We start from the raw sequence: 21,506 nt of genomic DNA, 5'->3' as shown, positions 1-21,506 counted from the left end.
ACAGGCTCAGATTAGCTCGAGAGTCCACAGGTCGTGAAGATGCAGAACGCCTGCAGCCAGACCATCGGAAGCAGTGACGATCAACGAGGTGATCTTCTTCTCCTCCATCAACGCCAACGCCGACGACGCGAACGCTCCCGTCTCGATGGTGACCGGGTGCGTGTTCATGATCACGCCCGCGGTGTGATCGAGCGCCCGCCCGCCATCTCGTTCCAGCAACCGGCGCAGGTCGCCATCGGAGATCATTCCCAGCAGGCTTCCGCCTTCGTCCAGCACTGTAGTCATTCCTAGCTTCTTACGCGACATCTCGTAGATCACCTGAGGCATCGGCGTCGACGGGAGCACGCGTGGCAGGGAATCGCCGGAATGCATCAGCTCCCCAACGCGAGCCAGCCGTTTGCCCAGTCTCCCTCCCGGATGCAGTTCCGCGAAGTCTTCTGGCTTCCATCCGCGCCGTCGGCTCACCTCAAGCGCAAGCGCATCACCCAGCGCGAGCATCACCGTTGTAGATGCCGTCGGTGCAAGGTTATGAGGACAGGCCTCTGCCGAGACGCTGGTATCCAGAACCACGTCGCTGGCCCCGGCCAGGGTTGAAGTGAGATTTCCAGAGAATGTGATCAGCTTGTCGGCCAGGCGCTTCAGCAGCGGAAGCAGGCGCAGCAACTCCTCGGTTTCTCCACTTGCTGAAAGAGCAATGACAGTGTCTCCGCGAGAGAGCATGCCCAGATCGCCGTGAACCGCCTCTGCCGGGTGCATATAGTGCGCCGGGGTTCCGGTCGAACACAAGGTCGCGGCGATCTTGCGGGCGATGAGGCCGCTCTTCCCAATCCCCGTCACGATAATGCGATTCTGCCGGGCGAGAGCCTCAAGCAGCAGGTCTGCTGCCTGGGTGAAAGCGGGCAGCATCGGGCCGTCAAGCCTCAGCGAGAGCTCCAGCAGCGCGCGCGCCTCGATGCGGACAAACTCCGAAGGGAGTGTATGGTCTGCTGGGGTGAGGGGAGAGTCTGACATGTCCTTAGGCCTTCCCGATGCTAGCAGAGACCCTCTTTGTCTTCTCTGTGACCGGGCCACCCTGCTTTCCGTCTAAACTAAAGAGACAGTCCCGGCGCTTGGCAGAACTCGGCTCTGCGCATGGCAACGGGCGAAAGGAAGTTCAGGGCGTGATGCGTCGAGCGTTAGTTCTTGGTGTGATGGTGGTGGGAGTGGCCCTGCTGCTCTGGGCGGGATGGCATAACCTGCGCGAGCGGAAGCTGGCGATGCAGAAAGCCCGGGAGAATCAAGTCGTTCTGCTTCCTGAGAAGCAAGGTCAGGCCGGTTCCGAGGAGGGCGACGAACTTGCCCCCAAGATGCGCGGCAAGAAGGCGCCTGCATTTGTCCTGACCAGTCTCGACGGCAAGAAGGTATCGCTCGCCGACTATAAAGGGCGTCCTGTCCTGGTGAACTTCTGGGCCACGTGGTGCGGTCCCTGCAAGGTGGAGATGCCCTGGTTCGAACAGTTCCGCAAACAGTATGCGGCGCAAGGGTTTGAGATTCTCGGCCTTACGGACGACGCGGATGCGGGCAAGGATGCCATCACGAAGGTGGCACAGAAGTCCGGCGTAACCTATCCCATCCTGCTGACGGATGGAAAAGTTCAGACTGCCTATGGCGGACTCGATGTTCTGCCCATGTCGTTCTACGTGGACCGCAACGGAGTCATCGTCGAGCAGACCGCCGGTCTGGGGCCGAAGGACCAGATCGAGGCAAATATTAAGAAGACGATTGCCTCCGGCGGAGTTTCGCAGGCGGGCGGCCAGTGATGCAGAGTCTCGTACGGGCTGGAATGATCCTTCTGTCCGGAATCGTCTCCGGGCCGGTTATGGCCCAGCAGGTCAATCTGGCTGCGCCGCCGGTGAAAACCAAGCAATACATCGTCTACGCGGCCGAAGAGCAGAATCTTGCGGCGGGAAAGAAGAGCGTCGTCGAACTGCGATTCCATGTCGTCGATGGCTTTCATGTGAACTCGCATACGCCGAAGTCAGAGCTCCTGATTCCGACAAACCTGAAGCTGGATCCCGCTGCAGGCGTGAAGGCCGCTGCCGTCGAGTACCCGGCGGGAGAGGCTTACAGCTTCAGCTTTGAGCCGAACGAGAAGCTCGATGTCTACACGGGCGCCTTCACCGTGAAGGTTCCTGTGGTGGCGGAGGCAGGTTCGCACACGATCAATGGCGTGCTGCACTACCAGGCCTGTGACAAGGCGGCGTGCTATCCGCCGAAGAGTCTCCCGGTGCAGATGGTGGTTACTGCAAAGTAGCGCGTGAGGATTTCCTCAGGCCGATTGGTTTTGCAGTTCTGTTGCAATGGCATGATGGATCGAGAGGGCAAGCGGTAAGGCAATGGAAGAGTTTAGAAGACTGACCAGGCTCCCGGCGTATGTTTTCAACATCACCAGCGAACTGAAGGCAGCGGCACGCAAGCGCGGCGAAGACATCATCGACTTCGGGATGGGAAATCCCGATGGAGCGACTCCGAAGAACATCGTCGACAAGCTGATTGAGGCGGCCCAGAAGACCCAGACTCACCGCTACTCGCTTTCGCGCGGCATTCCCCGGCTGCGGCGGGCGATCTCCAACTGGTACAGAACACGCTACAACGTCGAGATTGACCCCGAGACGGAGGCCATCGTCACCATCGGCTCCAAAGAGGGCATCGCGCATCTCTGCCTGGCCGTGCTGGACGATGCTGATACGGTCGCCGTGCCGAACCCCAGCTACCCGATCCACATCTTCGGCCCCGTCATCGCGGGGTCAAGGGTGCAGAGCATTCCCGTCGCCGACGCGACCGCTGAAGAGGTTCTCGCGCGTCTTGAATACGAGCTTCCTCGCATGGAGCCAAGGCCAAAGATCCTCATCCTTAACTTTCCTTCGAATCCAACGGCGCAGTGCGTAGACCTCTCCTTCTTCGAGCGCGTCGTCGCGCTCTGTCGCGAGCTTGGCATCTACATCGTCCACGACCTTGCTTACGCGGATATTGTCTTCGACGGCTACCGTGCGCCGAGCATCCTCGAGGTTCCGGGAGCGAAGGAGATTGCGGTCGAGTTCTTTACCCTCTCGAAGAGCTACAACATGCCCGGCTGGCGCGTAGGCTTCATGGTCGGCAACAAAAAGCTGGTCGCCGCTCTCGGACGCATTAAGAGCTACTTCGACTACGGAACCTTCACGCCGATCCAGGTCGCCTCCATCGCCGCTCTCGAAGGCCCGCAGGACTGCGTCAAAGAGATCTGCGACAACTACAAGGCTCGCCGCGATGTCCTGGTTCCGGGGCTCAACAAACTAGGCTGGCCGGTCGAACTGCCGAAGGCGACGATGTTTGCCTGGGCGAAGATTCCCGAGCAGTACCGCGCGCTCGGCTCGATCGAGTTCTCGAAGAAGCTTCTCAACGAGGCGAAGGTCGCGGTCAGCCCCGGTGTCGGCTTTGGAGACCATGGCGACGGGCATGTCCGGTTCTCGCTCATCGAAAATGAGGAGCGCACCCGGCAGGCGCTGCGCGGCATCCGGCAAATGTTCCGCAACGGCTGACCCCTTACCCCACCCTTATTTCATCTAAAGTCTTCCATCCATGGGACTTAGAGGTGGACTTGCAGGGTAAAATATTGTATTTGCAGGGCTTGCAGGCAAAGTCTTGATTCGCAATGGATTAGCTTCGGAGAAGTTGGGAGTTGCCTCCACCTGATTTGTATTTTGCCCTGCTTCGTCTGCTGTCTCTATTTTATTCAATCATCCCAAACTGATCGGCACCTTTATTTGGTTTGGTTTAGATGATTTCGGGACTTGACGGGGCTGCGGAGACCCAGCGTGATGGCTTCGCTGTCATCGCAAGCGATGAGGGGGCTCAGAGTCCGAATGGTGTAATCCATCCGGGTTCAATCCACATCTGGGTTCCATCTAATCGTTACTATCTCGTCACTATGGTGTCATTGGGGAGTATTATCATAATGTGCCGAAATATTCGATCGTGGTTCCATTTCACAACGAAGAAGACAATGTCACCACGCTCTATGACCGCTTGAAGGCGGTGATGGAGCATATCGGCGAGAGCTTTGAGCTCGTCTTTGTCGACGACGGTTCGCGTGATCGCACCTATCGCCTGCTTGAAGAGATCGCCGCAGTCGATTCGCGCGTTCTGGTCATCAAGCTTCGCCGCAACTTCGGTCAGACTTCGGCACTGGCTGCCGGTTTCGACCACGCGCAAGGCGACTTCATTCTGGCCATGGACGGCGACCTTCAACACTCTCCCGACGAGATTCCGAACTTCCTCGCCAAACTCGAGGAGGGCTACGACGTCGTCAGTGGATGGCGTTCTCAGCGCGGCGATAACTTCATCATGCGCCGCATTCCATCGCGGGCGGCCAATTGGTTGATGGCCACCCTGAGCGGCGTCAATATCCATGACTTCGGCACTACCTTCAAGGCGTATCGCCGCGAAGTGATCCACAATATTCCGCTCTACGGCGAGATGCACCGCTTCATTCCCGCGCTGGCCTCCTGGTATGGCGCCAGCATCTGCGAGATCCCGATTTCCAATCCCAAACGCGAGTTTGGGAAGAGCCACTATGGCATCTCGCGGACCTTCCGTGTCTTCTTCGATCTGCTCACGATCCGCTTCCTGTTGAAGTACATGACGCGGCCGCTGCACTTCTTCGGAACCATCGGTGCTCTCAGCGCCTTTTCCGGTTCCGCGCTCGCCATCTGGCTCCTGATCCTCAAGGTGATCACCGGACAGCACGTTATGGATATGCACGGACCGCTCTTCGTTGTAGCGGGAGTGCTGATCCTCGCAGGCGTTCAGATGATCGGCATTGGCCTGTTGGGCGAGCTGCAGGTGCGGCACTTCCACACTGCATCGCATCGCGCGCCTTACGCCGTCGATCGCATTCTTCGGCTCCGGTCGGAAGAGAGCCTGCTGCAATAAGAGCGGGACTGTTGCAGTAAAGCGGCGTGTTCCTTTTTTGCTCCAGCTTTCTTTACTCTCGTTACCAACGAGCGCATGACTTCATGTAAAGTGAGGGGCGAATGCGGCCGGTTGGTTTTCCGCGAGCCCCGGCGCGGCATTCAAGCCGAAGCATGGAGGCATCAATGGCAGCCCACTACGAGTTAAAGTCCGCAGCGAATAGCCATTTCATCTTCAATCTCAAGGCCCCCAATGGAGAGGTGATCCTGAGCAGCGAGCTCTATACCTCCAAGAACGCCGCACTCAATGGCATTGAGTCGGTAAAGACAAACTCCCCCCACGATGAGCAGTTCGAGCGCAAGACCTCCACCTCCTCGCAGCCTTACTTTGCGCTCAAGGCTAAAAATCACGAGATCATCGGCAAAAGCGAGATGTACACCTCTGAAGGGGCCAGGGAAAAGGGAATCGAATCGGTCAAGAAGAACGGGCCGATCGCGACTACCAACGACCTGACCACTTAGATCCAGCGGCAATCCGCTTTCTTCCTCGCCGGGTTAATTCTTTTGCGGGAAGAGGCTTTCCGTGTGTCCTCTTCCAGGCCACGCTTTCTTCACATGGCTGATATCCTCTCTGAGACGAACCGCGATACGAGGCACCGAATCAAACATGCAGGCAATCCAAATACTTCAACCCGGCGGTTCTGAAGCACTTCAGCTCGTTGATCTTCCCACGCCGTCTCCCGGACCGAAGCAGGCTCTCATCCGTATTGAAGCTTCGGGGATCAACTTCATCGACGTCTATCTGCGCGAAGGTCGTTATCCCGCTCCGCTGCCCTACACCCTCGGGCAGGAGGCAGCCGGAATCATCATCGCTCTGGGCGACGACACCGCCTCCAGCGGCTTCAAGGTAGGCGATCGTGTCGCCTGGACGCAGTTTCCCGGAACCTATGCGCAACTCGCGGTCGCCCCAGTCGGCCTTCTGGTGCACGTTCCTGAATCCATCACCTCGCAGCAGGCGGCGGCCGCTATGCTGCAGGGGATGACCGCGCACTACCTCGCGCATTCCACCTATTCGATCCGCTCCGGTGATGAAGTCCTGATTCATGCGGGCGCAGGCGGAGTCGGCCTCCTGCTGACGCAGATGGCCAAGACACTCGGCGCACGCGTTCTGACTACGGTCTCCAACGAGGAGAAGGCCGAGCTCTCCCGCTCCGCTGGAGCCGACGAGGTGATCCTCTATACGCAGGAGGATTTTGCCGTTGCCGCGAAGAAACTCGCGCCGGCGGGCCTGCACGTTGTTTACGACTCAGTCGGCAAAACCACCTTCGAGAAGTCGCTCTCGCTGCTTCGCACGCGCGGGACCATGGTTCTTTTCGGGGCTTCCAGCGGAGCGGTTCCCCCCTTCGACCTCATTCGTCTGTCGCAGATGGGCTCGCTTTACGTCACCCGTCCCACGATCAAGGACTACATCGCGACTCGCGAAGATCTCGAGCAGCGCGCGGGTGCCGTTCTTAATGCAGTTGCAAGCGGAGAGCTTAAACTCCGCATCGAGCACATCTATCCGCTCACCGACGCAGCGCATGCCCACCAGGATCTGGAAGGCCGCAAAACCACCGGTAAGCTGCTCCTTATTCCCTAACCTTTCTCTTCCAGCTTGAGGCGATCGAAGACGATTGCCTCAAGCCTATTGCGGTGGAGGAATGCGGACGCTATTGGCTCGGCAAGAGCGAATCTTGCCGCAGGCGATGGGGTGCGCCTGTTTGTCGAGACAGACTTCGACGGCGGTGAGGTAGTTGCTTCCGCAGCTCATGGCGAGGCTGGACGAGGTGAGAGACGGGTTGGCAGAGGTGAAGAGACCGAGGATCTTTGCGGGCGGCAGGGAGATTTGTTTGTCCAGTGTGGTGAAGGTTGGCGGAATGAGAACGGAGTGGAAGGCAGTGCGGGCGAGCTGGAAGAAGGCGTCGGGAGAGAGCCCGGAGCAGGTGCCGTGGGTCTTCCATTCATGCTGGAGCAGACCGGCGTCGGGGTAGATGTCGCTGTACTGCGAGGGGTCTGCAGGGCCAGGGGCGTTGCTGCAGTTTTCAGGGTAGGTTCCGTCGTTGTTCTCGGGCCAGAGGCCGTGCAGGACGAAGGTGGAGTGCTGAGCGCACTGGATGTCGCTGGGGTGCGAGTGGCAGTACTCGGGCGACCAGGAGAGATTGAGCAGGTAGTAGTCGAAGGGCTGTGAGGTCGCTGCTGCAGGCGCGGACGTTCGTGGCGCCGCGGGCGTTGCCGGGGTGGCGGAGGACTGCTCTTGTGCGGGTTGCGTCTTGCAGGCGGTGAGTGAGAGCAGAAGTGCAAGTGTGAGAAGGAGGTTCTGCTTCTTCATGCGGGAAGGATAGCAGGCTCTGATGAAGAGGTCTGCTTATCCGACTAGCGCGTTTATGGTGGATTGTGATTCACTTTTGGGCATGGCTAACAAACAGACTCGCCGCAATTTTTTGCTGACGGCCCCGATTGCCGCAGCGGTCGCCTCTCCTTTTGCCGAAACGATGCTTCGCGCTTCGACTGCAGGTTCCGCTATGGGACAAGCCGACGGAGCGCCGGCAGTGAAGGTGTTCACTGCCTCAGAGATGGAGGGCGAGCTGAAGGGTGTGACGGCAAATCATAGTACGAAGAACCTGCTGACGACGCCGGGAACGCTGATGATCCTCAACGAGGAGACAAAGAAGGCGGGCAAGGAGTTCGAATGGCATGCGACGCGGGACCATGTCTTCCAGGTACTAGATGGCGAGACGAAGTATGAGCTGGGGGGCACGCCGAAGGGGGCGCACGAGACGAAGCCGGGCGAGTGGCTGGCTCCGGAGAGCGAGGGCGCGAAGACGGTGATGCTGAAGAAGGGCGATTATCTGTTTGTGCCAAGGATGACTCCGCACAAGAGGATTACGGATGGCAGCGTGAGCCTGCTGCTGATCTCTTCGCAGACGCCTGCGTAAAAGCGGAAGCGGATACAAAGAGCTGCGTCGGGTGCGCAGCTCTTTTGCATTTAATGCAAATTCATCGTGTGTTTATACAGGGGAGCTGCGGCGTCTTTAGTCTCGGCGAGACCGCTAAAGGCGGCTTTCAGGAGAACCGACCGTATGAAATACACGTTTTTGCGAACGGCTTTTATCGCATTGATATGTGGAGGCGTGGTGGCATCGTCTGCACAGGCGCAAGTGTCACTGATTGCGAAGGGAACATTGACCGGGTCGGCCGCAGGGCCGAACGAGGATTTGTCGGGCCTGAAGGGAACGCTGGAGAATGGTGTGCCTGCCAATCTGTTGGGCGGGCTGGGCTCGGGCATTGCACATGTTTCCGGCGATACGTTTCTGGCGGTTCCGGATCGTGGCCCGAATGCGGTCAGCTTTAATTCGCTGGTGGATGACACGGTTACCTGGATTCCGCGCGTGCACACGGTTCGGATGAATCTGGAGTCCAATCGCGGTTCGGGATTGCCCTATACGATTTCGCCCAAGCTGGTGGATACGACGCTGCTCTCGAGTCTGCTGCCGCTGGTTTATGGAACGGGCGACGGACTGAATATCGGTCCGGGCAAGCCGAAGCAGAACACCTTCTTCCGAAACTACTTCTCGGGGCGCTCGGACAACTTCGATGCGAATTCCAATTCGGGCGATCTGCGGGATGCGCGTTTCGATCCGGAGAGCATCCGCCTGTCGAACGACGGGCTGACCTTCTTCATCTCGGATGAGTACGGACCGTATATTCACCAGTTCCTGCGCACGGGTGAGCGGATTCGGAGCTACAGGCTTCCGGATGAGTTTTATGTAGCGCACCCTGCTCCGACGACCGATCAGGAGATCTCGATGAACTCGAGCGGAAGGATCGCGAACAAGGGCATGGAAGGGCTTGCGATTACTCCAGACGGGCGGAAGCTGGTCGGGATTCTGCAGACGGCGACGATTCAAGACACGGCTGAGGGTGGCGACGCAGCCAATCTGCTGCGAATGGCCTTGGTGGATGTTCTTTCGGGCAAGGTGCTGCATGAGTATGGCTATCTGCTGACGACCGGCAGCGGCGTGAGCGACATCGTGGCGCTGAACGATCACGAGCTGCTGGTGGATGAGCGTGACGGCAAGGGCCTGGGAGACGGCAGCAAGGCGAAGGTGAAACAGATCTTCAAGATCGACCTGAACAATGCCACCGATATCCAGGGCATGGACGGCACGGCTGCAGCGAAGGTGCCTGTGAGCAAGACGCTGTTTCTCGACGTCGTGGATGTTCTGAAGGCCAATGGGATGACGGCGGATCAGATTCCAGCGAAGATCGAAGGGCTGGCCTTCGGACCTGATGTGAAGGAGAAGGGAAAGACCCTTCACACGCTGTGGGTTGCGAACGATAACGACTTTCTGCAGGACTACGATGGCGTTGTCGGATCCAATCCGAACCAGTTCTTCGTGTTTGGATTTACGGACGCAGACCTGGCGGGATCGAAGTATGTTCCGCAGGGCCATAGCAATGGCGGTCTGTTCGGGAACGGCGGCTGGTTTTAGCTGATTCTTTTTGCACGCTCAAAAAGCGGCGGTTCACTGAGCTTCAGTGAGCCGCTTCTTTTTGGGGTGAGCCGGACTGAAGTTTTGCGAGGGCCGCTTTCGTGTCTTCTTGGGTGGGGTCGAGCGCGAGCGCCTTCTGGTAGTTCTTTACGGCGAGGTTTGTGTTCCCCATACTCGCGTACGTATCGCCGAGATTGTTGTACGCATAAAAGGAATCCGGATGTAGTTGAAGGGTGCGATTGAAGATTGCGATGGCATCGTCATACTTCTTCTGCTGGGAGAGGAAGTATCCAGCGGAGTTGAGGGTTTCCTTCGAGATCGTGCCGTCATTCAGTTGTTGTGCATAGGTCGTAAGGGTCTCGGCACCCTTGTGGATGCTGTCGTGAATAAAGCGCATGGAGACGGAATCGTAGGGGTCGTATTTGATCCAGCCAAAGGCAGGGTGATCGCCGCCGATGGCCTCGTGAACGATTGCGGGTGCGATGGAGAGGCCGTTCTCGCTGTTGGCAAAGAAGACGACAGCATTGCGGCGATGCAGATCGATGAGGACGAAGGCCTTGAAGGCACCATTATCTCCCCAGTGCCATAGGTATTTCCCAGTCGAGGTCTGCTCGATTCCCCAGCCGAGCCCCCAGAAGAGGTCCGTGGAGAGCTTCTGAGGTGTGTGATTCGTGCAGTTGGTGCAGGTGGGGTCGACGGCGATCTGCGGCATCTCCATCTGGCGAAGCGTGGCGGACTTGAGCCGTCGCCCACTGAGGATGGCCTCGAGGAAGAGAGCATAGTCATGAGCGTTTGTGAGAAGACTTGAGGCGGCGTTGCCGTCAAGAGCCTTGATGGGGTTTCGCGGCTTGAGGGCAGGAGTGTAGCCGAGGGTGATTCCGGGGCCCGCCTGCGAGAAGTAGGTTGAACGGGTCATGCCGAGGGGAGCGAAGACGAGCTGCTGCACGATCTGGTTGAGGGGCTTGCCTTCGATGTGTTCGACGGTGTGCTGCAGGTAGACGAAGCCCTCACCGGAGTAGCTGAATCTCGATCCGGGATCAAAGAAGATCCTGAGGCCGTTTCCCTGGCGCCAGTTCGGGAAGCCGGTGCGATGACTGAGGACGATGCGGGCGGTGATCTTGTCGAGGCGCGAGTCATCCTGCGGATCGACGACACGCTCAGGCCAGTAGTGAGTAAGAGGAGTATCGAGATCGAGTTTGCCCTGATCCACCAGTTGGAGGACCGCATAGGCGAAGACGGTTTTGCTGAGCGAAGCCGCGCTAAAGAGAGTCTGGTCGGTGACGGCTTGGAGAGTGGCAGGATCGACCGTGCCGAAGCTGCCGACCCAAGCTGTATGACCATGGTTGACAAGCACGATGGAAAGGCCAGGAATATCGGCCTGCTGCATGAGGATGGGGATATCCCGTTTGAGAGTGACGATGGTCTCGTTTGCGTCCGGTTGTTGAGCGCTTGCCTGAGAGGCCAGAGACAGGGAGGTGACGAGGACGAGTGTGGAAAACAGGCGGAGCATGCGATCTCCTGGTGATATCCGATGTGCAGGGGGCAATTTATCCTGATTCTTAGTGTCTCGTTACGCCGATATCGCGCTTCCGGTTCCGTTGGACCGGACATTTACCTATCAGGTGAATGACGTTGTCCCGCATGTAGGGGCGCGGGTGTTGGTGCCGTTCAGCGGTCAGCGATTGATGGGCGTTGTGATGCGGGTCCATGAGGACGCGCCCACGGAAGAGTTCGAGATTAAGCCGATCCAGCAGGTTCTGGACGATGCCGCTATCCTGCCGATGGAACTGATGGAGCTGGCCCGGTGGATTGCACAGTATTATGTGGCTCCGCTGGGCGAGGTGCTGCGAGGAATGCTTCCGCTGGGAGCTGAGGTAAAGCGTCATTTCGTTTATCGAATTACGGAGACCGGCCGCAAGGTGCTCTATGAAGGGGCGGCGAAGGGAGCTTCGAGAAGATCCAAGCTGTCGCCTGAGGAACAGAACCGCGAGTATGCGGTGCTGAATTATCTGGAGAGTGGCGACGAGGCGAAGCTGTCGACGTTGCGATCGGCGACCGGTGCGAACAAGGGGTTGCTCGAGGGAATGGTTCGCAAGAAGTGGCTGCTGCGGGAAGCTTTGGCTGAGGAGCGTGACGCTCGGCGGATGGAGAAGGTAGCCGTGCTGGTGGACAATGCACGCCTTCCGAAGCTGAATGCAAACCAGACCGCGATCCTGGCGGAACTGGCAGCCGTTGGTGGAAGGATGCGTCTTCGTGATCTGAAGGAGACGTTGGGGCGTGCTGGGGTTCCGGAGTCCACACTGGGAACTTTGGTGAAGCGGGAACTGGTACGGATGGAGGAGGCCGCTGAGGCGTTTCACTTTGGTGGCGTGGGTTCGCATGGCAAGAAGCATGCGCATGAACATGCTCTGAACGAGACCCAGATGGAGGCACTGGGAACCATTGCGGCGGCGATGACGAAGGGAGGCTTCGCCCCGCATCTGCTGTACGGCGTAACCGGCAGCGGCAAGACGGCAGTGTACTTTGCGGCGATGCGGAGAACTTTGGATGCGGGGAAGAGTGCGCTGCTGATGGTTCCTGAGATTGGGCTGACCCCCGCGATGACAGGTCAGCTTGTCGCTGCGTTTGGGGATGAGGTGGCGCTGTTGCACTCGCAGCTTACGCCGGATGAGCGTGCGGAGCAGTGGCACAGGATTCGGCGCGGCGAGGCGCGTGTGGTTGTGGGAACGCGGTCATCGGTGTTCGCTCCTGTGAAGGACCTCGGCCTGATCATCGTCGACGAGGAACATGACGGCAGCTACAAGCAGGAGGAGACCCCGCGCTATCACGGGCGCGACGTGGCGGTGATGCGGGCCAAGCTGAACGATGCTGTCGTGATCCTGGGCTCGGCGACGCCTTCGCTTGAGAGCTGGTCGAATGCCGAGAAGGGACGTTACGCACGGATTGAGATGCGCACGCGCGTGGCGAACCGGCCGCTGCCCGCGGTCGAGCTGGTCGATATGCGAAATGAGTTTCGAGAGACCGGACAGGAGCAGATCTTCTCGCGACGATTGATCGAGGAGACCGAGTCGACGATTGCACGCGGCGAGCAGGCGATTATTCTGCTGAATCGGCGCGGCTATTCGTTCGTCGTGATGTGCCGAAGTTGCGGAGAGAAGATCGAGTGCGAGAACTGCGCGATCTCGATGACGTATCACAAGCCGGTGAGCGGCAACGACGCCATCGCCCAGCCGGGACAGAGGCTGGAGTGCCACTACTGCGGTTTTCGCAGAGGGGTTCCGAAGGAGTGTCCGAAGTGCCAGAGCGAGCATCTGTACTTTCTAGGTGCCGGTTCGCAACAGGGCGAGGAGCGGTTGCAGGAGATCTTTCCGCATGCGCGGATCGGAAGAATGGACCGCGACACGGTGCGCGGACGCAGCGACATGGAGCGGCTGCTGGCGCGGCTGCACGCGGGCGAGATCAACCTGCTGGTGGGCACGCAGATGATCGCCAAGGGGCATGACATTCATGGAGTAACGCTGGTTGGCGTGGTGGGCGCAGACTTCGCGTTGGGCCTTCCGGACTTTCGAGCGGCTGAGCGTGTGTTTCAGCTGCTGACGCAGGTGTCGGGACGCGCGGGGCGAGGGGAGCTGCCGGGAAAGGTTCTGGTGCAGACCTATCACCCGGATCACTATGCCGTGAAGTTTGCGGCGGAGCATGATTATCCCGGATTCGTCGCCAAGGAGGTGCAGTATCGCCGATGGATGCACTACCCGCCGTATGGGGTGTTGGCGAACGTGATTCTCCAGAGCGAACGGCTGGAGGAGGCGACCGGCTGGTCCTCGGAAGTGGGCCGTTGGTTTTCTGCGACACGGCTTGAAAAGGTAAGGGTACTGGGGCCGGCAGCGGCGCCGATCTCGCGGCTGAAGCGGATTTACCGCTTTCACTTTGTGGTGAAGGGTGAGAGCAGAAAGGCGCTAAGCGACGCCCTGAGAGCAATGCTCAGGTTTGCCGAGACACAGGGCATCCCGCGCCGAAACCTGATTGTGGATGTAGACGCGCTTCACCTGATGTAAACGGTGCTGCAGGCGTAGAAGAAGCGTCTGATTCGTCGCTGTGTTTTTAACGGCGACGAATCACAGGTTCCGCGCACGGACACACGGGGTTTGCAATCTTCGAGGCTTGGGCTCTTTCGTTGCGCAGCGGTGCCAGAGACCTAGGCAGTGTTAGTTCAGCAGATGCAGTTCTTTTCCTGGTTTGAAACGAACCGCCTTGCCGGGTGCAATGGTGACTTCGGCTCCGGTCCGCGGATTGCGGCCGATGCCCGTCTTTCTCGGTTTGACGGTAAATACGCCAAATCCGCGAAGTTCGATGCGGTCGCCAGCGACCAACGTCTGCTTCATACTCTCGAAAATAGCATCCACCGCAGCCTCTGCTTTTGTGCGTGGCAGGCCGGTGCGTTCAACAACCCTCTGTATTAAATCCTGCTTTATCATTATGGGCCGCCGTCCTTTGTTGGGCTGTAGATTTAAAAAAAACTGAAATCAGTGTCGACCTGGTTTAGTACCGTGATAGTAGAAATTCGAAACCATGTTGTCAACGGCAGACCTCTGCCGTAAGATGAAGAATCTAATGAAGCAATCCCGTGCCTGCGGAGTGCCGGGCCTTATTTTGCCACAAGCAGAGCCGCGTTCGCGATAAATTTATTAGACGGACGATTCGTTTAAGAAGGGAAGCAGAGCCGAGTGGCTATTAAAAGTGACCGTTGGATTCGCGAACAGGCGACGAAAAACGGAATGATCTCCCCATTCAGTGAAAAACAGGTTCGCGAGGGCGTGATCTCGTACGGCTTGTCGTCATATGGGTATGATCTGCGCGTTTCCGATGAATTCAAGATCTTTACCAATGTAAACAGCGCTATCATCGACCCTAAAGCGTTTGACGAGCGGTCTTTTGTCACGGTGGTCGCCGACAGCGTCATCGTTCCGCCAAACTCGTTTGCGCTGGCGCGCTCGATCGAATACTTCAAGATTCCGCGCGATGTCCTGACAATCTGCGTGGGCAAATCGACCTATGCACGATGTGGGATTATCGTGAACGTAACTCCTTTCGAGCCGGAATGGGAAGGGTTTGTCACGCTGGAGATCTCGAATACAACACCTTTGCCTGCCCGGGTGTATGCCAATGAAGGACTTTGCCAGATCCTGTTCTTCCAGTCCGACGAGTCCTGTGAGATCAGCTATGCGGACCGCAAGGGCAAATATCAAAACCAGCAGGGAATTGTTCTTCCAAAACTTTAGCTGCCAACCGGGCCCCGTACAAAGAAGCACGTTTTCTAAGGGTGACTGCACCTCGTTCACCCTGACTATCTCCCCGAGTCGTTCGAGGCCATGACAGAGATAAAGCAGGAAGAGCCGTTTCATATCGGCCTGATCGCCACCGATCCGCTGCGCGTGATGGGATTGCAGACCATCATCGCCGAAGGTGGCTCAGCTGAGGTGATCTCTGTGACCGACCCCGGTGCGTTGGATGCGTCGGGAGTTTCTCTGATTTTGATTGATGCGGCATGTACGGATCACTTGTTCGAGCTGCTGGAGACCTTTCGGCGGTCGAGACCTCATCTGCGGCTGGTTGTCATCGGCCTCGAAGAAGATCACGAGCACATCCAGAAAGTGATCGGTGCGGGAGCGAAGGGATACCTGGCACACACGGCAAGAGAAAACGAGATCCGGCTTGCGATCGAGATCGTTCGGGACGGTTCAGTATGGGCTCCCCGTAAGGTGCTTGCCCGTTTGCTGGAAGCCTCAGCGGGAGAGCGACGCAATGTAACGCCGGAGCCCAAATTCACAGAGCGTGAGGCCCAGGTTTTACAGCTGCTTGTGGCCGGAAGGCCGAACCGCGAGATCGCAGAGGCGTTGGGAATCGATGCAGCAACGGTAAAGGCTCATGTGGGGCGTTTGATGAGAAAGATGGGCGTTGACAACCGGATTGCACTCAGTGTGCAGGCCGTAAATCGAAACCTCGTAGCGAAGTAACTCTGCCTCGAGATTACGGGCGCGAAGGTCTACATACCTCCGTACCGTTGTAGATAACAGGCACCTCAGGCAATCTCTTTTTAAGCAACACAGACCTGGGAGAGGGGTTGTAGAGAGCGCGCCTGGTAATCCAGGCACTTCTCTACAACCCCCATTTTTTGTTTTGTGGGGATGGTAGAGTCTAGAGAAGCAACGCGTTTCTCGATTCAGCCATCCAATATGTTGTTGGAAACAGGCTAGTTAATAACTTCCCCCTCGACGAAAAACGAAAGGTTTTGCAAATGGAAAGATGGATGAAGCGTTTGTCTGTGATTGTGTGTGGTGTTTCGATGACCGCCAGTGCGACAGCTGCACTTGGAGCGACCGATAAGCCGAAGTTGGTAGAGAGACTGCAGGATGCACAGGCTGTAGTGACCCAGATTATGGCAGCGCCGGATAAAGGAATTCCCTCAAGCATCCTGTCTGGAGCAACCTGCCTGGCGGTGATTCCGAGCTTCAAGAAAGCAGCCTTTGTCGTCGGAGCTCAATATGGGCAGGGCGTTGCAACCTGCCGGACAGAGCGGGGCTGGAGCGCCCCTGTCTTCGTACAGCTCGCTGGCGGCAGCTTCGGATTTCAGATTGGCGGCCAGGCGACAGACCTGATCATTGTGGCGATGAACCAACAGGGCCTGCAGGACATGTTGAAGAACAAGTTCAAGATCGGGGCTGATGCGGCGGCTTCGGCCGGGCCCGTCGGACGCAATGCGCAGGCCGGCACAGACTGGAAGATGAATGCGGAGCTGCTGACCTATTCGCGAAGCAAGGGGTTGTTTGCAGGAATCGACCTGGACGGAACCGTCTTGTCGCAGAACGAAGCTGACACCCGGGTCGTCTATGGCACTGCAATTCCATTTGAGACGATCCTGAAGGGGAATCAGGCGACTCCTGAAGAAGCGCGTCCTTTCGTACGAACGGTCGCGAAGTACTTTGTCGAAGCAAAGGCTGAGAACAAATAGCGTAGACAAGCAACGATAAAAAATTTTAGGAGGGGAAACGAATGTTTCCCCTCTTTTATTTTAAAATTCTTAGTCAGTCAAAATTTGGCTTGACATTTTGGTTGAGGTGAAAGATAACTTCTGGAACCTGAACACGAGGCGAAAACGCTCCTAAGACGATTAGATCCTTCTTCAAGGACAATGCATGAGTCGTTGGGCCCGCCGTATTGAAATCACGAGCAACATCGCGATACTTTTCGTTGCTATCGCGATCGGTGCAGTGCTTGTAAGAGATCATGGGTTTAGCGGTCCTAGACTTCCTCCAGGTCTAAGGAAAGGCGATAAGCTCGCTATAAAGTTACCCCAACCTTCTACTCCCAAAACATTAGTCCTTGCTCTCAGTACGACTTGTCATTTTTGCAGCCAAAACGCGCCTTTTTATCAAAGCCTCTCCCACACTATCAATCCGAGTAGGGTTCACCTTATTGCCTTGTTTCCCCAAGAGGAACAAGAATCCCGATCTTATCTAAGAGAAAAAAACATAGCGATTGAGGATGTTCATCACCAGGAATTCCGGGATATATCAGTGGATGGAACGCCAACCCTTATCTTGTTAGATGACTCTGGCAAGGTGTTGAAGAGTTGGATCGGAGTTCTTGATAAAAAGGCCGAGGAATCGGTTATCCAGTTATTGAAGAGTTGACCTCAGGAGAGATTTACATGAAAAGTTTCTTCGGAGTGACATATTGCTTTTACCGAATAGCCATTCTTGCATTCTTATCTGGAGTGCTAGCGCTCCTTCTTGAAAAGCCAAAACCGGTATTGGCGTCTCGAACGTGCGATGAATGCGCTTACGTTTTTGGCGCTCCTTCCAACTGCTGGACTCTATCTAACGATCCACCCGAAAGATGGAGAGATAGCTGTATCATCTGTTGGACGACTTGCCACCCATCTGCAGATGACTGCAGCCCAAACGATCCGCAGAACTGCTACTATCCACCATAAAATTTGAATAAAACCAAGTTTTATTCAAAAGGGACTGCGATGCAGTCCCTTAGCTTTGTAGACAAATAACTTCCTGTACAAACTAAACTGAAAGCTTGAGTGACTCAGCCGAGAAATTAGCATCTGTAAAGCCAAGCGTCCGCGAGAGGCTGGAGTTTGCCGCCGTATGGGGATTGGTTCGTTTTCTGGGAGTGCTGCCCCGAGGCCTAGCTCGTGGCTTGGGGGCGGGGATTGGCGAGATCGCTTACCTAGGTCTGTCGCGGCTTCGGCGAGTCGGAATGCGGAACCTGGAGCTCGCCTTTCCTGAGTCGAGCACGGATTCCTTGGAACAGATCCTGAAGCAGGTCTACCGCAACCTCGGGTATCTGCTGGCTGAGTTCTGCCTGATGTCGAGCTACACGCCCGAGACAGCAAGCCGGTTTATTCGCTATGAAGGACTGGAAAATTACCTGAGAGCTCGCGATCGAGGCAAGGGAGTGCTGGTGCTGACCGGGCATCTTGGGGCATGGGAGCTGTCGAGCTTCTACCACTCCCTGATGGGCTACCCAATGGGAATGGTGATCCGTCGCCTGGATAATCCCCTGGTCGATCGTTTTGTGAACGATGTACGCTGCCAGCATGGCAATCGGGTGATCCATAAGGACGACTTCGCCCGCGGATTGATTGCATCGATGCGAGCGGGCGAGACCGTAGGAATCCTGATGGACACCAATATGACGCCTCCTCAGGGAGTCTTTGTGCCTTTCTTTGGGGTAGAGGCGTGTACTGCCAGTGGTATGGCGCGAGTGGCCGCAAAGACAGAAGCTGCCGTGGTTCCGGGATTTCTACTATGGGAGAACACGGAGCAGCGCTACGTTCTGCACTTCGGGGAAGAGTTGCCGATGGTCTGCACGGACGATGCCGAAGCGGACGCCCTTAGGAACACGGCATCATTTACGGCGGTGATCGAATCGTACATACGGCGCTATCCTGAGCAGTGGCTATGGATGCACCGGCGATGGAAGACCAGGCCAGAGGGCGAAGAAGGGATCTACTGACGTGGCGAAGGTGAACGAGGTTGCGGCCTGGCTGGGAGACTCAGGGGAGGCCCACCGGTGGCCGGATATGGATATCTCTCGCGTCTCTGGGATCGAGGATGCGGGCAGCGACGCCGCGGTCTTCGCTGTGGACGAAGTGACCATGAGAATGGCGATCGCGTCGGGCGCTGGAGTGATTCTGGCGAATGCGAAGCTGAAGCGTGCTGACGAAGCGTCACCTGATCCGCGAATCGTCTGGGTCCGCGATGCCCGGCACGGGTTTTCAGTGGTTGCACGCAGGCTGACGAAAAAGAGGGCTGAGACGGATGTGCACCCTACTGCCATCGTGGGGGAAGGTGCCCTGATTGGGCAAGGAACCTCGGTGGGGCCAGGGGTGGTGTTGGGCGAAGGCGTGAAGATTGGAAGAGATTGCAGGATCGATGCGCGAGTCACGATCTATCCAGGAGCGCGGTTAGGGGATGAGGTCATCGTGCAGGCAGGCTCAGTGTTAGGGGCCGCGGGCTTTGGTTATGCGCGCGACCCTGAGTCAGGAGAGTACGTGCTGTTCCCGCAGCAGGGGCGGCTGGTGATCGAGGACCGGGTGGAGATAGGGGCGAATACGACCATCGACCGGGGCGCCCTGGGGGAGACCCGGATCGGTTGTGGGACCAAGATCGACAACCTGGTGCACATTGGGCACAACTGTGTGATTGGGAAGAATGTCGTGATTGCAGCGCAGACGGGAATTTCAGGTTCAAGCATCGTGGAAGATGGCGCTGTACTGGGTGGTCAGGTTGGGATCGGCGAACATGCCACGGTGGGTGAAGGCGTGATCCTTGGAGGAGGCGCCGGGGTGCTAAGTGGCAAAAAGATGCATGGTAAGGGAGAGGTCTTCTGGGGGCGCCCGGCCCGGCCCTTAAAGGAATATCTACGTGACCTCGCGCGATTGAAGCGCGGTGGTGGGGAACGACGCTAGCGGAAGGTGCGGTATGGCGATTGTGGTCGTCGGTGGACATTCGCGGAACATAGGCAAGACAAGCGTGATGGAGGGCCTGATCCGAGGCCTGCCAGAGATGCAGTGGACAGCCTTCAAGGTGACGCAGTTCGGTCACGGAATGTGTTCGGCTAATGGGGAGCCGTGTGACTGTGAGACCGCCGAGCATACAGTTGCGGTAAGTGTGGAAAAGGATGCAGATTCGGGAACAGACTCGTCACGATACCTGGCGGCCGGAGCGAAGCGGTCGTTGTGGGTAAGGACGAGAACGGGTGATCTGGCGGAGGCCATGCCGCGAATCCGCAAGGAGCTTGCCGTTGCCGAAAACGCGTTGATTGAGTCCAACAGCATTCTTCGGTTCCTACGCCCGGATCTCTATCTGAGTGTTCTGGATCCGGAGGTGGAGGACTTCAAGGATTCAGCGCGGCTTTATCTGGATAGGGCCGATGCGATCCTGGTTCCGGAAGGGGTGTTGGGCAGGCCTGAATGGAAGGGGATCTCTCTGAAGCTGATCGAGGGAGCCCGGGTACTCCCCATGAGGTCGCCCGGCTACGTGACACCTGAGGTGCTCGAGTTTGTCAGGTGGCGACTTTCGGCTGATCCGGAACAAAAATAAAAACGATGCTTTGGATTTATGAGCTTCTAGGTATATGCTTCTGCGTTCAGTCACTTGAAACATAATTCGCCTGGGCGAAAGTGGAGTTCGGCAGACAGGTGAACCGGGTCATGATCTTGGAATTGCGTATTGTGTAGCGCAGGAGAAGGTTCCGGAAGATCTCCGGAGTTGGCGAGCGCGATGGATACGACGACACTGGTTCTTGCGAATGTCCTGCTGTTTGCGCTATGCGCGGGCGTTATGCTGGTCAACGCCAGAATGGTGGGCGGGATGCGCGGGGCCGTATGGTTTGCGGGCGCGAACCTCTGCCGGGGCACCTCTATGCTGGTGGCCGGCATAAGCTGGCTGCACCTGGAGCCTTCGCGATACGGGGACGCCATCAGCGGTGTTCTGGCCATGATGGGAGTGTTGCTGCTTCATCAGAGTTTTGCAGAATTACTGGAACGAAAAGCTATTCTGCGAGCTGCACAGTTCGGCCTTACAGGAGTTCTGACTGTCATCCTGATCTATTTCATGGTGTTTCCGACTGAGTCTCCGTTGCCGGGAGCGGCCCTGTGCGCAACGCTGGGAGTTCTTCATACCTTGGTCGCGGTGTTGGTCTTCCGTTTCTCAGATGAAGAGGTGGGACCCGTAGGCTGGCTTACCGCACTGGTACTGGGAAGCTATGCCTTTATTTTTTTTGTGCGAGCAGTGGCGCGCGCCGATCTCAGATGGTCCGGGCATCTTGCCGAGATGGCGCGAGCCGCTCCTGTATGGCTGATGGCGTGTCTGGTCACCACTGCCGCGACGGCGTTTGGTTTTATGTCGTTGTCCACAGCAAGATTGAGAATTGAGCTGTTATGGAGAGCTCAGGTCGATGATCTGACCGGGCTGCTGAATCGATGGGCGCTGAAGCGGACAGCCCTACGCGAAATTCAGCACTGCCGGCGAATGAATTACTCGATGACCGTCATCATGATGGATCTCGACGGATTGAAATTTGTGAACGACACCAAGGGCCACAGCTGTGGCGATGTGGTTCTGCAGTCCGTGGCGGGCGTGTTGCAGGGGACGATCCGATCGCGCGATTCTGTGGCGCGTATGGGTGGGGATGAGTTTTGCGTTCTGCTGCCGGAGAGTTCCATGGAAGAAGCGATGCACGTCGCCGAACGGCTGAGGGAAGAGATCTCAGATCTGGTCATCCGCTATCGTGGAGAGACGGTGCGAACACGAGCAAGCCTGGGTGTGGCCTCATCCGATATCTCGGGTCTGCAATGGCAAACTTTGATGGACGACAGCGATGCGGCGTTATACCAGGCCAAGCGCAAGGGGAAGGACAGGGTCATTGCAGCGTTGCCGAATTTCCCCGAGATGCTTCAAGAACAATTTTCGGCCGAACAGGCGAAGGAATCTTCCGGTCCCGGATGAACTCCCTGAGATGAAACGCA

General features: G+C 57.3%; 21 protein-coding genes. 17 read left to right on the top strand and 4 right to left on the bottom strand.

The genetic code is table 11. From position 1 onward, the window contains the following. Positions 1-6: 6 nt before the first annotated feature. Positions 7-1,011, bottom strand: coding sequence for a KpsF/GutQ family sugar-phosphate isomerase (locus AC5S26_RS20735; protein ID WP_494186843.1), 1,005 nt, complete (start codon positions 1,009-1,011; stop codon positions 7-9). A gap of 98 nt (positions 1,012-1,109) precedes the next feature. Here AC5S26_RS20735 and AC5S26_RS20730 point away from each other — a divergent pair, with 98 nt between their 5' ends. The 6 genes from AC5S26_RS20730 (at position 1,110) to AC5S26_RS20705 (ending at position 6,567) form a co-directional block, all read left to right on the top strand. Further along, a complete protein-coding gene (locus tag AC5S26_RS20730) occupies positions 1,110-1,799 on the top strand; it encodes a TlpA family protein disulfide reductase (RefSeq protein ID WP_494186842.1) in 690 nt (229 codons plus the stop codon). After that, complete coding sequence (locus tag AC5S26_RS20725) at positions 1,799-2,293, top strand: protein-disulfide reductase DsbD N-terminal domain-containing protein (RefSeq protein WP_494187170.1); 495 nt, start codon at positions 1,799-1,801, stop codon at positions 2,291-2,293. The genes AC5S26_RS20730 and AC5S26_RS20725 overlap by 1 nt, the downstream gene beginning before the upstream one ends. 82 nt (positions 2,294-2,375) lie before the next feature. Next, positions 2,376-3,557, top strand: coding sequence for an alanine transaminase (gene alaC, locus AC5S26_RS20720; RefSeq protein WP_494186841.1), 1,182 nt, complete (start codon positions 2,376-2,378; stop codon positions 3,555-3,557). 418 nt (positions 3,558-3,975) lie between these two features. After that, positions 3,976-4,950, top strand: coding sequence for a glycosyltransferase family 2 protein (locus tag AC5S26_RS20715; RefSeq protein ID WP_494186840.1), 975 nt, complete (start codon positions 3,976-3,978; stop codon positions 4,948-4,950). Positions 4,951-5,114: 164 nt separating this feature from the next. Continuing rightward, the gene (locus tag AC5S26_RS20710; RefSeq protein ID WP_494186839.1) at positions 5,115-5,450 is read left to right on the top strand and encodes a YegP family protein; all 336 of its coding nucleotides are present in this window, start codon (positions 5,115-5,117) and stop codon (positions 5,448-5,450) included. Between the two features lie 145 nt (positions 5,451-5,595). Further along, on the top strand, positions 5,596-6,567 hold the full coding sequence (locus AC5S26_RS20705; RefSeq protein WP_494186838.1) for a quinone oxidoreductase family protein: 972 nt from the start codon (positions 5,596-5,598) through the stop codon (positions 6,565-6,567). A 45-nt stretch (positions 6,568-6,612) separates the two neighbouring features. Here AC5S26_RS20705 and AC5S26_RS20700 read toward each other — a convergent pair whose 3' ends face one another. Continuing rightward, on the bottom strand, positions 6,613-7,296 hold the full coding sequence (locus AC5S26_RS20700) for a ribonuclease T2 family protein (RefSeq protein WP_494186837.1): 684 nt from the start codon (positions 7,294-7,296) through the stop codon (positions 6,613-6,615). Between the two features lie 22 nt (positions 7,297-7,318). On the opposite strand from AC5S26_RS20700, the gene AC5S26_RS20695 reads away from it, so the two are divergent. Continuing rightward, on the top strand, positions 7,319-7,903 hold the full coding sequence (locus AC5S26_RS20695; RefSeq protein ID WP_494186836.1) for a cupin domain-containing protein: 585 nt from the start codon (positions 7,319-7,321) through the stop codon (positions 7,901-7,903). 144 nt (positions 7,904-8,047) lie between these two features. Then, positions 8,048-9,460, top strand: coding sequence for an esterase-like activity of phytase family protein (locus tag AC5S26_RS20690; RefSeq protein ID WP_494186835.1), 1,413 nt, complete (start codon positions 8,048-8,050; stop codon positions 9,458-9,460). Positions 9,461-9,503: 43 nt separating this feature from the next. Here the strand turns inward: AC5S26_RS20690 and AC5S26_RS20685 are convergent, their stop codons facing one another. Further along, the gene (locus AC5S26_RS20685) at positions 9,504-10,970 is read right to left on the bottom strand and encodes a serine hydrolase (protein WP_494186834.1); all 1,467 of its coding nucleotides are present in this window, start codon (positions 10,968-10,970) and stop codon (positions 9,504-9,506) included. Positions 10,971-11,022: 52 nt separating this feature from the next. Between AC5S26_RS20685 and priA the strand changes: the two genes are divergently transcribed. After that, the gene (priA, locus tag AC5S26_RS20680) at positions 11,023-13,515 is read left to right on the top strand and encodes a replication restart helicase PriA (RefSeq protein ID WP_494186833.1); all 2,493 of its coding nucleotides are present in this window, start codon (positions 11,023-11,025) and stop codon (positions 13,513-13,515) included. Positions 13,516-13,665: 150 nt separating this feature from the next. On the opposite strand, the gene AC5S26_RS20675 is transcribed toward priA, so the two are convergent. Next, positions 13,666-13,935 carry an HU family DNA-binding protein gene (locus AC5S26_RS20675; RefSeq protein WP_022844174.1) on the bottom strand — a complete coding sequence of 90 codons (270 nt, stop codon included), beginning with the start codon at positions 13,933-13,935 and terminating at the stop codon, positions 13,666-13,668. 249 nt (positions 13,936-14,184) lie between these two features. On the opposite strand from AC5S26_RS20675, the gene dcd reads away from it, so the two are divergent. The 8 genes from dcd to AC5S26_RS20635 all read left to right on the top strand — a co-directional run bounded on the left by dcd (position 14,185) and on the right by AC5S26_RS20635 (position 21,486). Then, a complete protein-coding gene (gene dcd / locus AC5S26_RS20670; RefSeq protein WP_494186832.1) occupies positions 14,185-14,739 on the top strand; it encodes a dCTP deaminase in 555 nt (184 codons plus the stop codon). Between the two features lie 90 nt (positions 14,740-14,829). Continuing rightward, positions 14,830-15,474 carry a response regulator transcription factor gene (locus AC5S26_RS20665; protein ID WP_494186831.1) on the top strand — a complete coding sequence of 215 codons (645 nt, stop codon included), beginning with the start codon at positions 14,830-14,832 and terminating at the stop codon, positions 15,472-15,474. A gap of 293 nt (positions 15,475-15,767) precedes the next feature. After that, the gene (locus AC5S26_RS20660) at positions 15,768-16,469 is read left to right on the top strand and encodes a lipid-binding SYLF domain-containing protein (RefSeq protein ID WP_494186830.1); all 702 of its coding nucleotides are present in this window, start codon (positions 15,768-15,770) and stop codon (positions 16,467-16,469) included. Positions 16,470-16,653: 184 nt separating this feature from the next. Next, positions 16,654-17,151 (top strand): TlpA family protein disulfide reductase, encoded by a 498-nt coding sequence (locus AC5S26_RS20655; protein ID WP_494186829.1) that lies wholly within the window; start codon positions 16,654-16,656, stop codon positions 17,149-17,151. Positions 17,152-17,548: 397 nt separating this feature from the next. After that, positions 17,549-18,490: a lysophospholipid acyltransferase family protein gene (locus AC5S26_RS20650; protein WP_494186828.1), complete on the top strand. Its 942-nt coding sequence runs from the start codon at positions 17,549-17,551 to the stop codon at positions 18,488-18,490. Position 18,491: 1 nt separating this feature from the next. Further along, on the top strand, positions 18,492-19,445 hold the full coding sequence (gene lpxD, locus AC5S26_RS20645; RefSeq protein ID WP_494186827.1) for a UDP-3-O-(3-hydroxymyristoyl)glucosamine N-acyltransferase: 954 nt from the start codon (positions 18,492-18,494) through the stop codon (positions 19,443-19,445). A 13-nt stretch (positions 19,446-19,458) separates the two neighbouring features. Beyond that, positions 19,459-20,079: a hypothetical protein gene (locus AC5S26_RS20640; RefSeq protein WP_494186826.1), complete on the top strand. Its 621-nt coding sequence runs from the start codon at positions 19,459-19,461 to the stop codon at positions 20,077-20,079. Positions 20,080-20,259: 180 nt separating this feature from the next. Beyond that, on the top strand, positions 20,260-21,486 hold the full coding sequence (locus tag AC5S26_RS20635) for a GGDEF domain-containing protein (protein ID WP_494186825.1): 1,227 nt from the start codon (positions 20,260-20,262) through the stop codon (positions 21,484-21,486). The last annotated feature ends 20 nt before the right edge of the window (positions 21,487-21,506 follow it).

Source organism: Edaphobacter sp. FHG110511_03 (assembly GCF_059115365.1).
Note: the sequence above shows the minus strand (reverse complement) of the source record. Positions and strands in the feature narration are given on the sequence as shown.

Excerpts from the sequence above, each read along its gene's own strand:
- AC5S26_RS20735 (WP_494186843.1), bottom strand. The coding sequence starts at position 1,011 with ATGTCAGACTCTCCCCTCACCCCAGCAGACCATACACTCCCTTCGGAG.
- AC5S26_RS20725 (WP_494187170.1), top strand. The coding sequence starts at position 1,799 with ATGCAGAGTCTCGTACGGGCTGGAATGATCCTTCTGTCCGGAATCGTC.
- alaC (WP_494186841.1), top strand. The coding sequence starts at position 2,376 with ATGGAAGAGTTTAGAAGACTGACCAGGCTCCCGGCGTATGTTTTCAAC.
- AC5S26_RS20710 (WP_494186839.1), top strand. The coding sequence starts at position 5,115 with ATGGCAGCCCACTACGAGTTAAAGTCCGCAGCGAATAGCCATTTCATC.
- AC5S26_RS20705 (WP_494186838.1), top strand. The coding sequence starts at position 5,596 with ATGCAGGCAATCCAAATACTTCAACCCGGCGGTTCTGAAGCACTTCAG.
- AC5S26_RS20700 (WP_494186837.1), bottom strand. The coding sequence starts at position 7,296 with ATGAAGAAGCAGAACCTCCTTCTCACACTTGCACTTCTGCTCTCACTC.
- AC5S26_RS20695 (WP_494186836.1), top strand. The coding sequence starts at position 7,319 with ATGAAGAGGTCTGCTTATCCGACTAGCGCGTTTATGGTGGATTGTGAT.
- AC5S26_RS20690 (WP_494186835.1), top strand. The coding sequence starts at position 8,048 with ATGAAATACACGTTTTTGCGAACGGCTTTTATCGCATTGATATGTGGA.
- AC5S26_RS20685 (WP_494186834.1), bottom strand. The coding sequence starts at position 10,970 with ATGCTCCGCCTGTTTTCCACACTCGTCCTCGTCACCTCCCTGTCTCTG.
- AC5S26_RS20675 (WP_022844174.1), bottom strand. The coding sequence starts at position 13,935 with ATGATAAAGCAGGATTTAATACAGAGGGTTGTTGAACGCACCGGCCTG.
- AC5S26_RS20665 (WP_494186831.1), top strand. The coding sequence starts at position 14,830 with ATGACAGAGATAAAGCAGGAAGAGCCGTTTCATATCGGCCTGATCGCC.
- AC5S26_RS20660 (WP_494186830.1), top strand. The coding sequence starts at position 15,768 with ATGAAGCGTTTGTCTGTGATTGTGTGTGGTGTTTCGATGACCGCCAGT.
- AC5S26_RS20655 (WP_494186829.1), top strand. The coding sequence starts at position 16,654 with ATGAGTCGTTGGGCCCGCCGTATTGAAATCACGAGCAACATCGCGATA.
- AC5S26_RS20640 (WP_494186826.1), top strand. The coding sequence starts at position 19,459 with ATGGCGATTGTGGTCGTCGGTGGACATTCGCGGAACATAGGCAAGACA.
- AC5S26_RS20635 (WP_494186825.1), top strand. The coding sequence starts at position 20,260 with ATGGATACGACGACACTGGTTCTTGCGAATGTCCTGCTGTTTGCGCTA.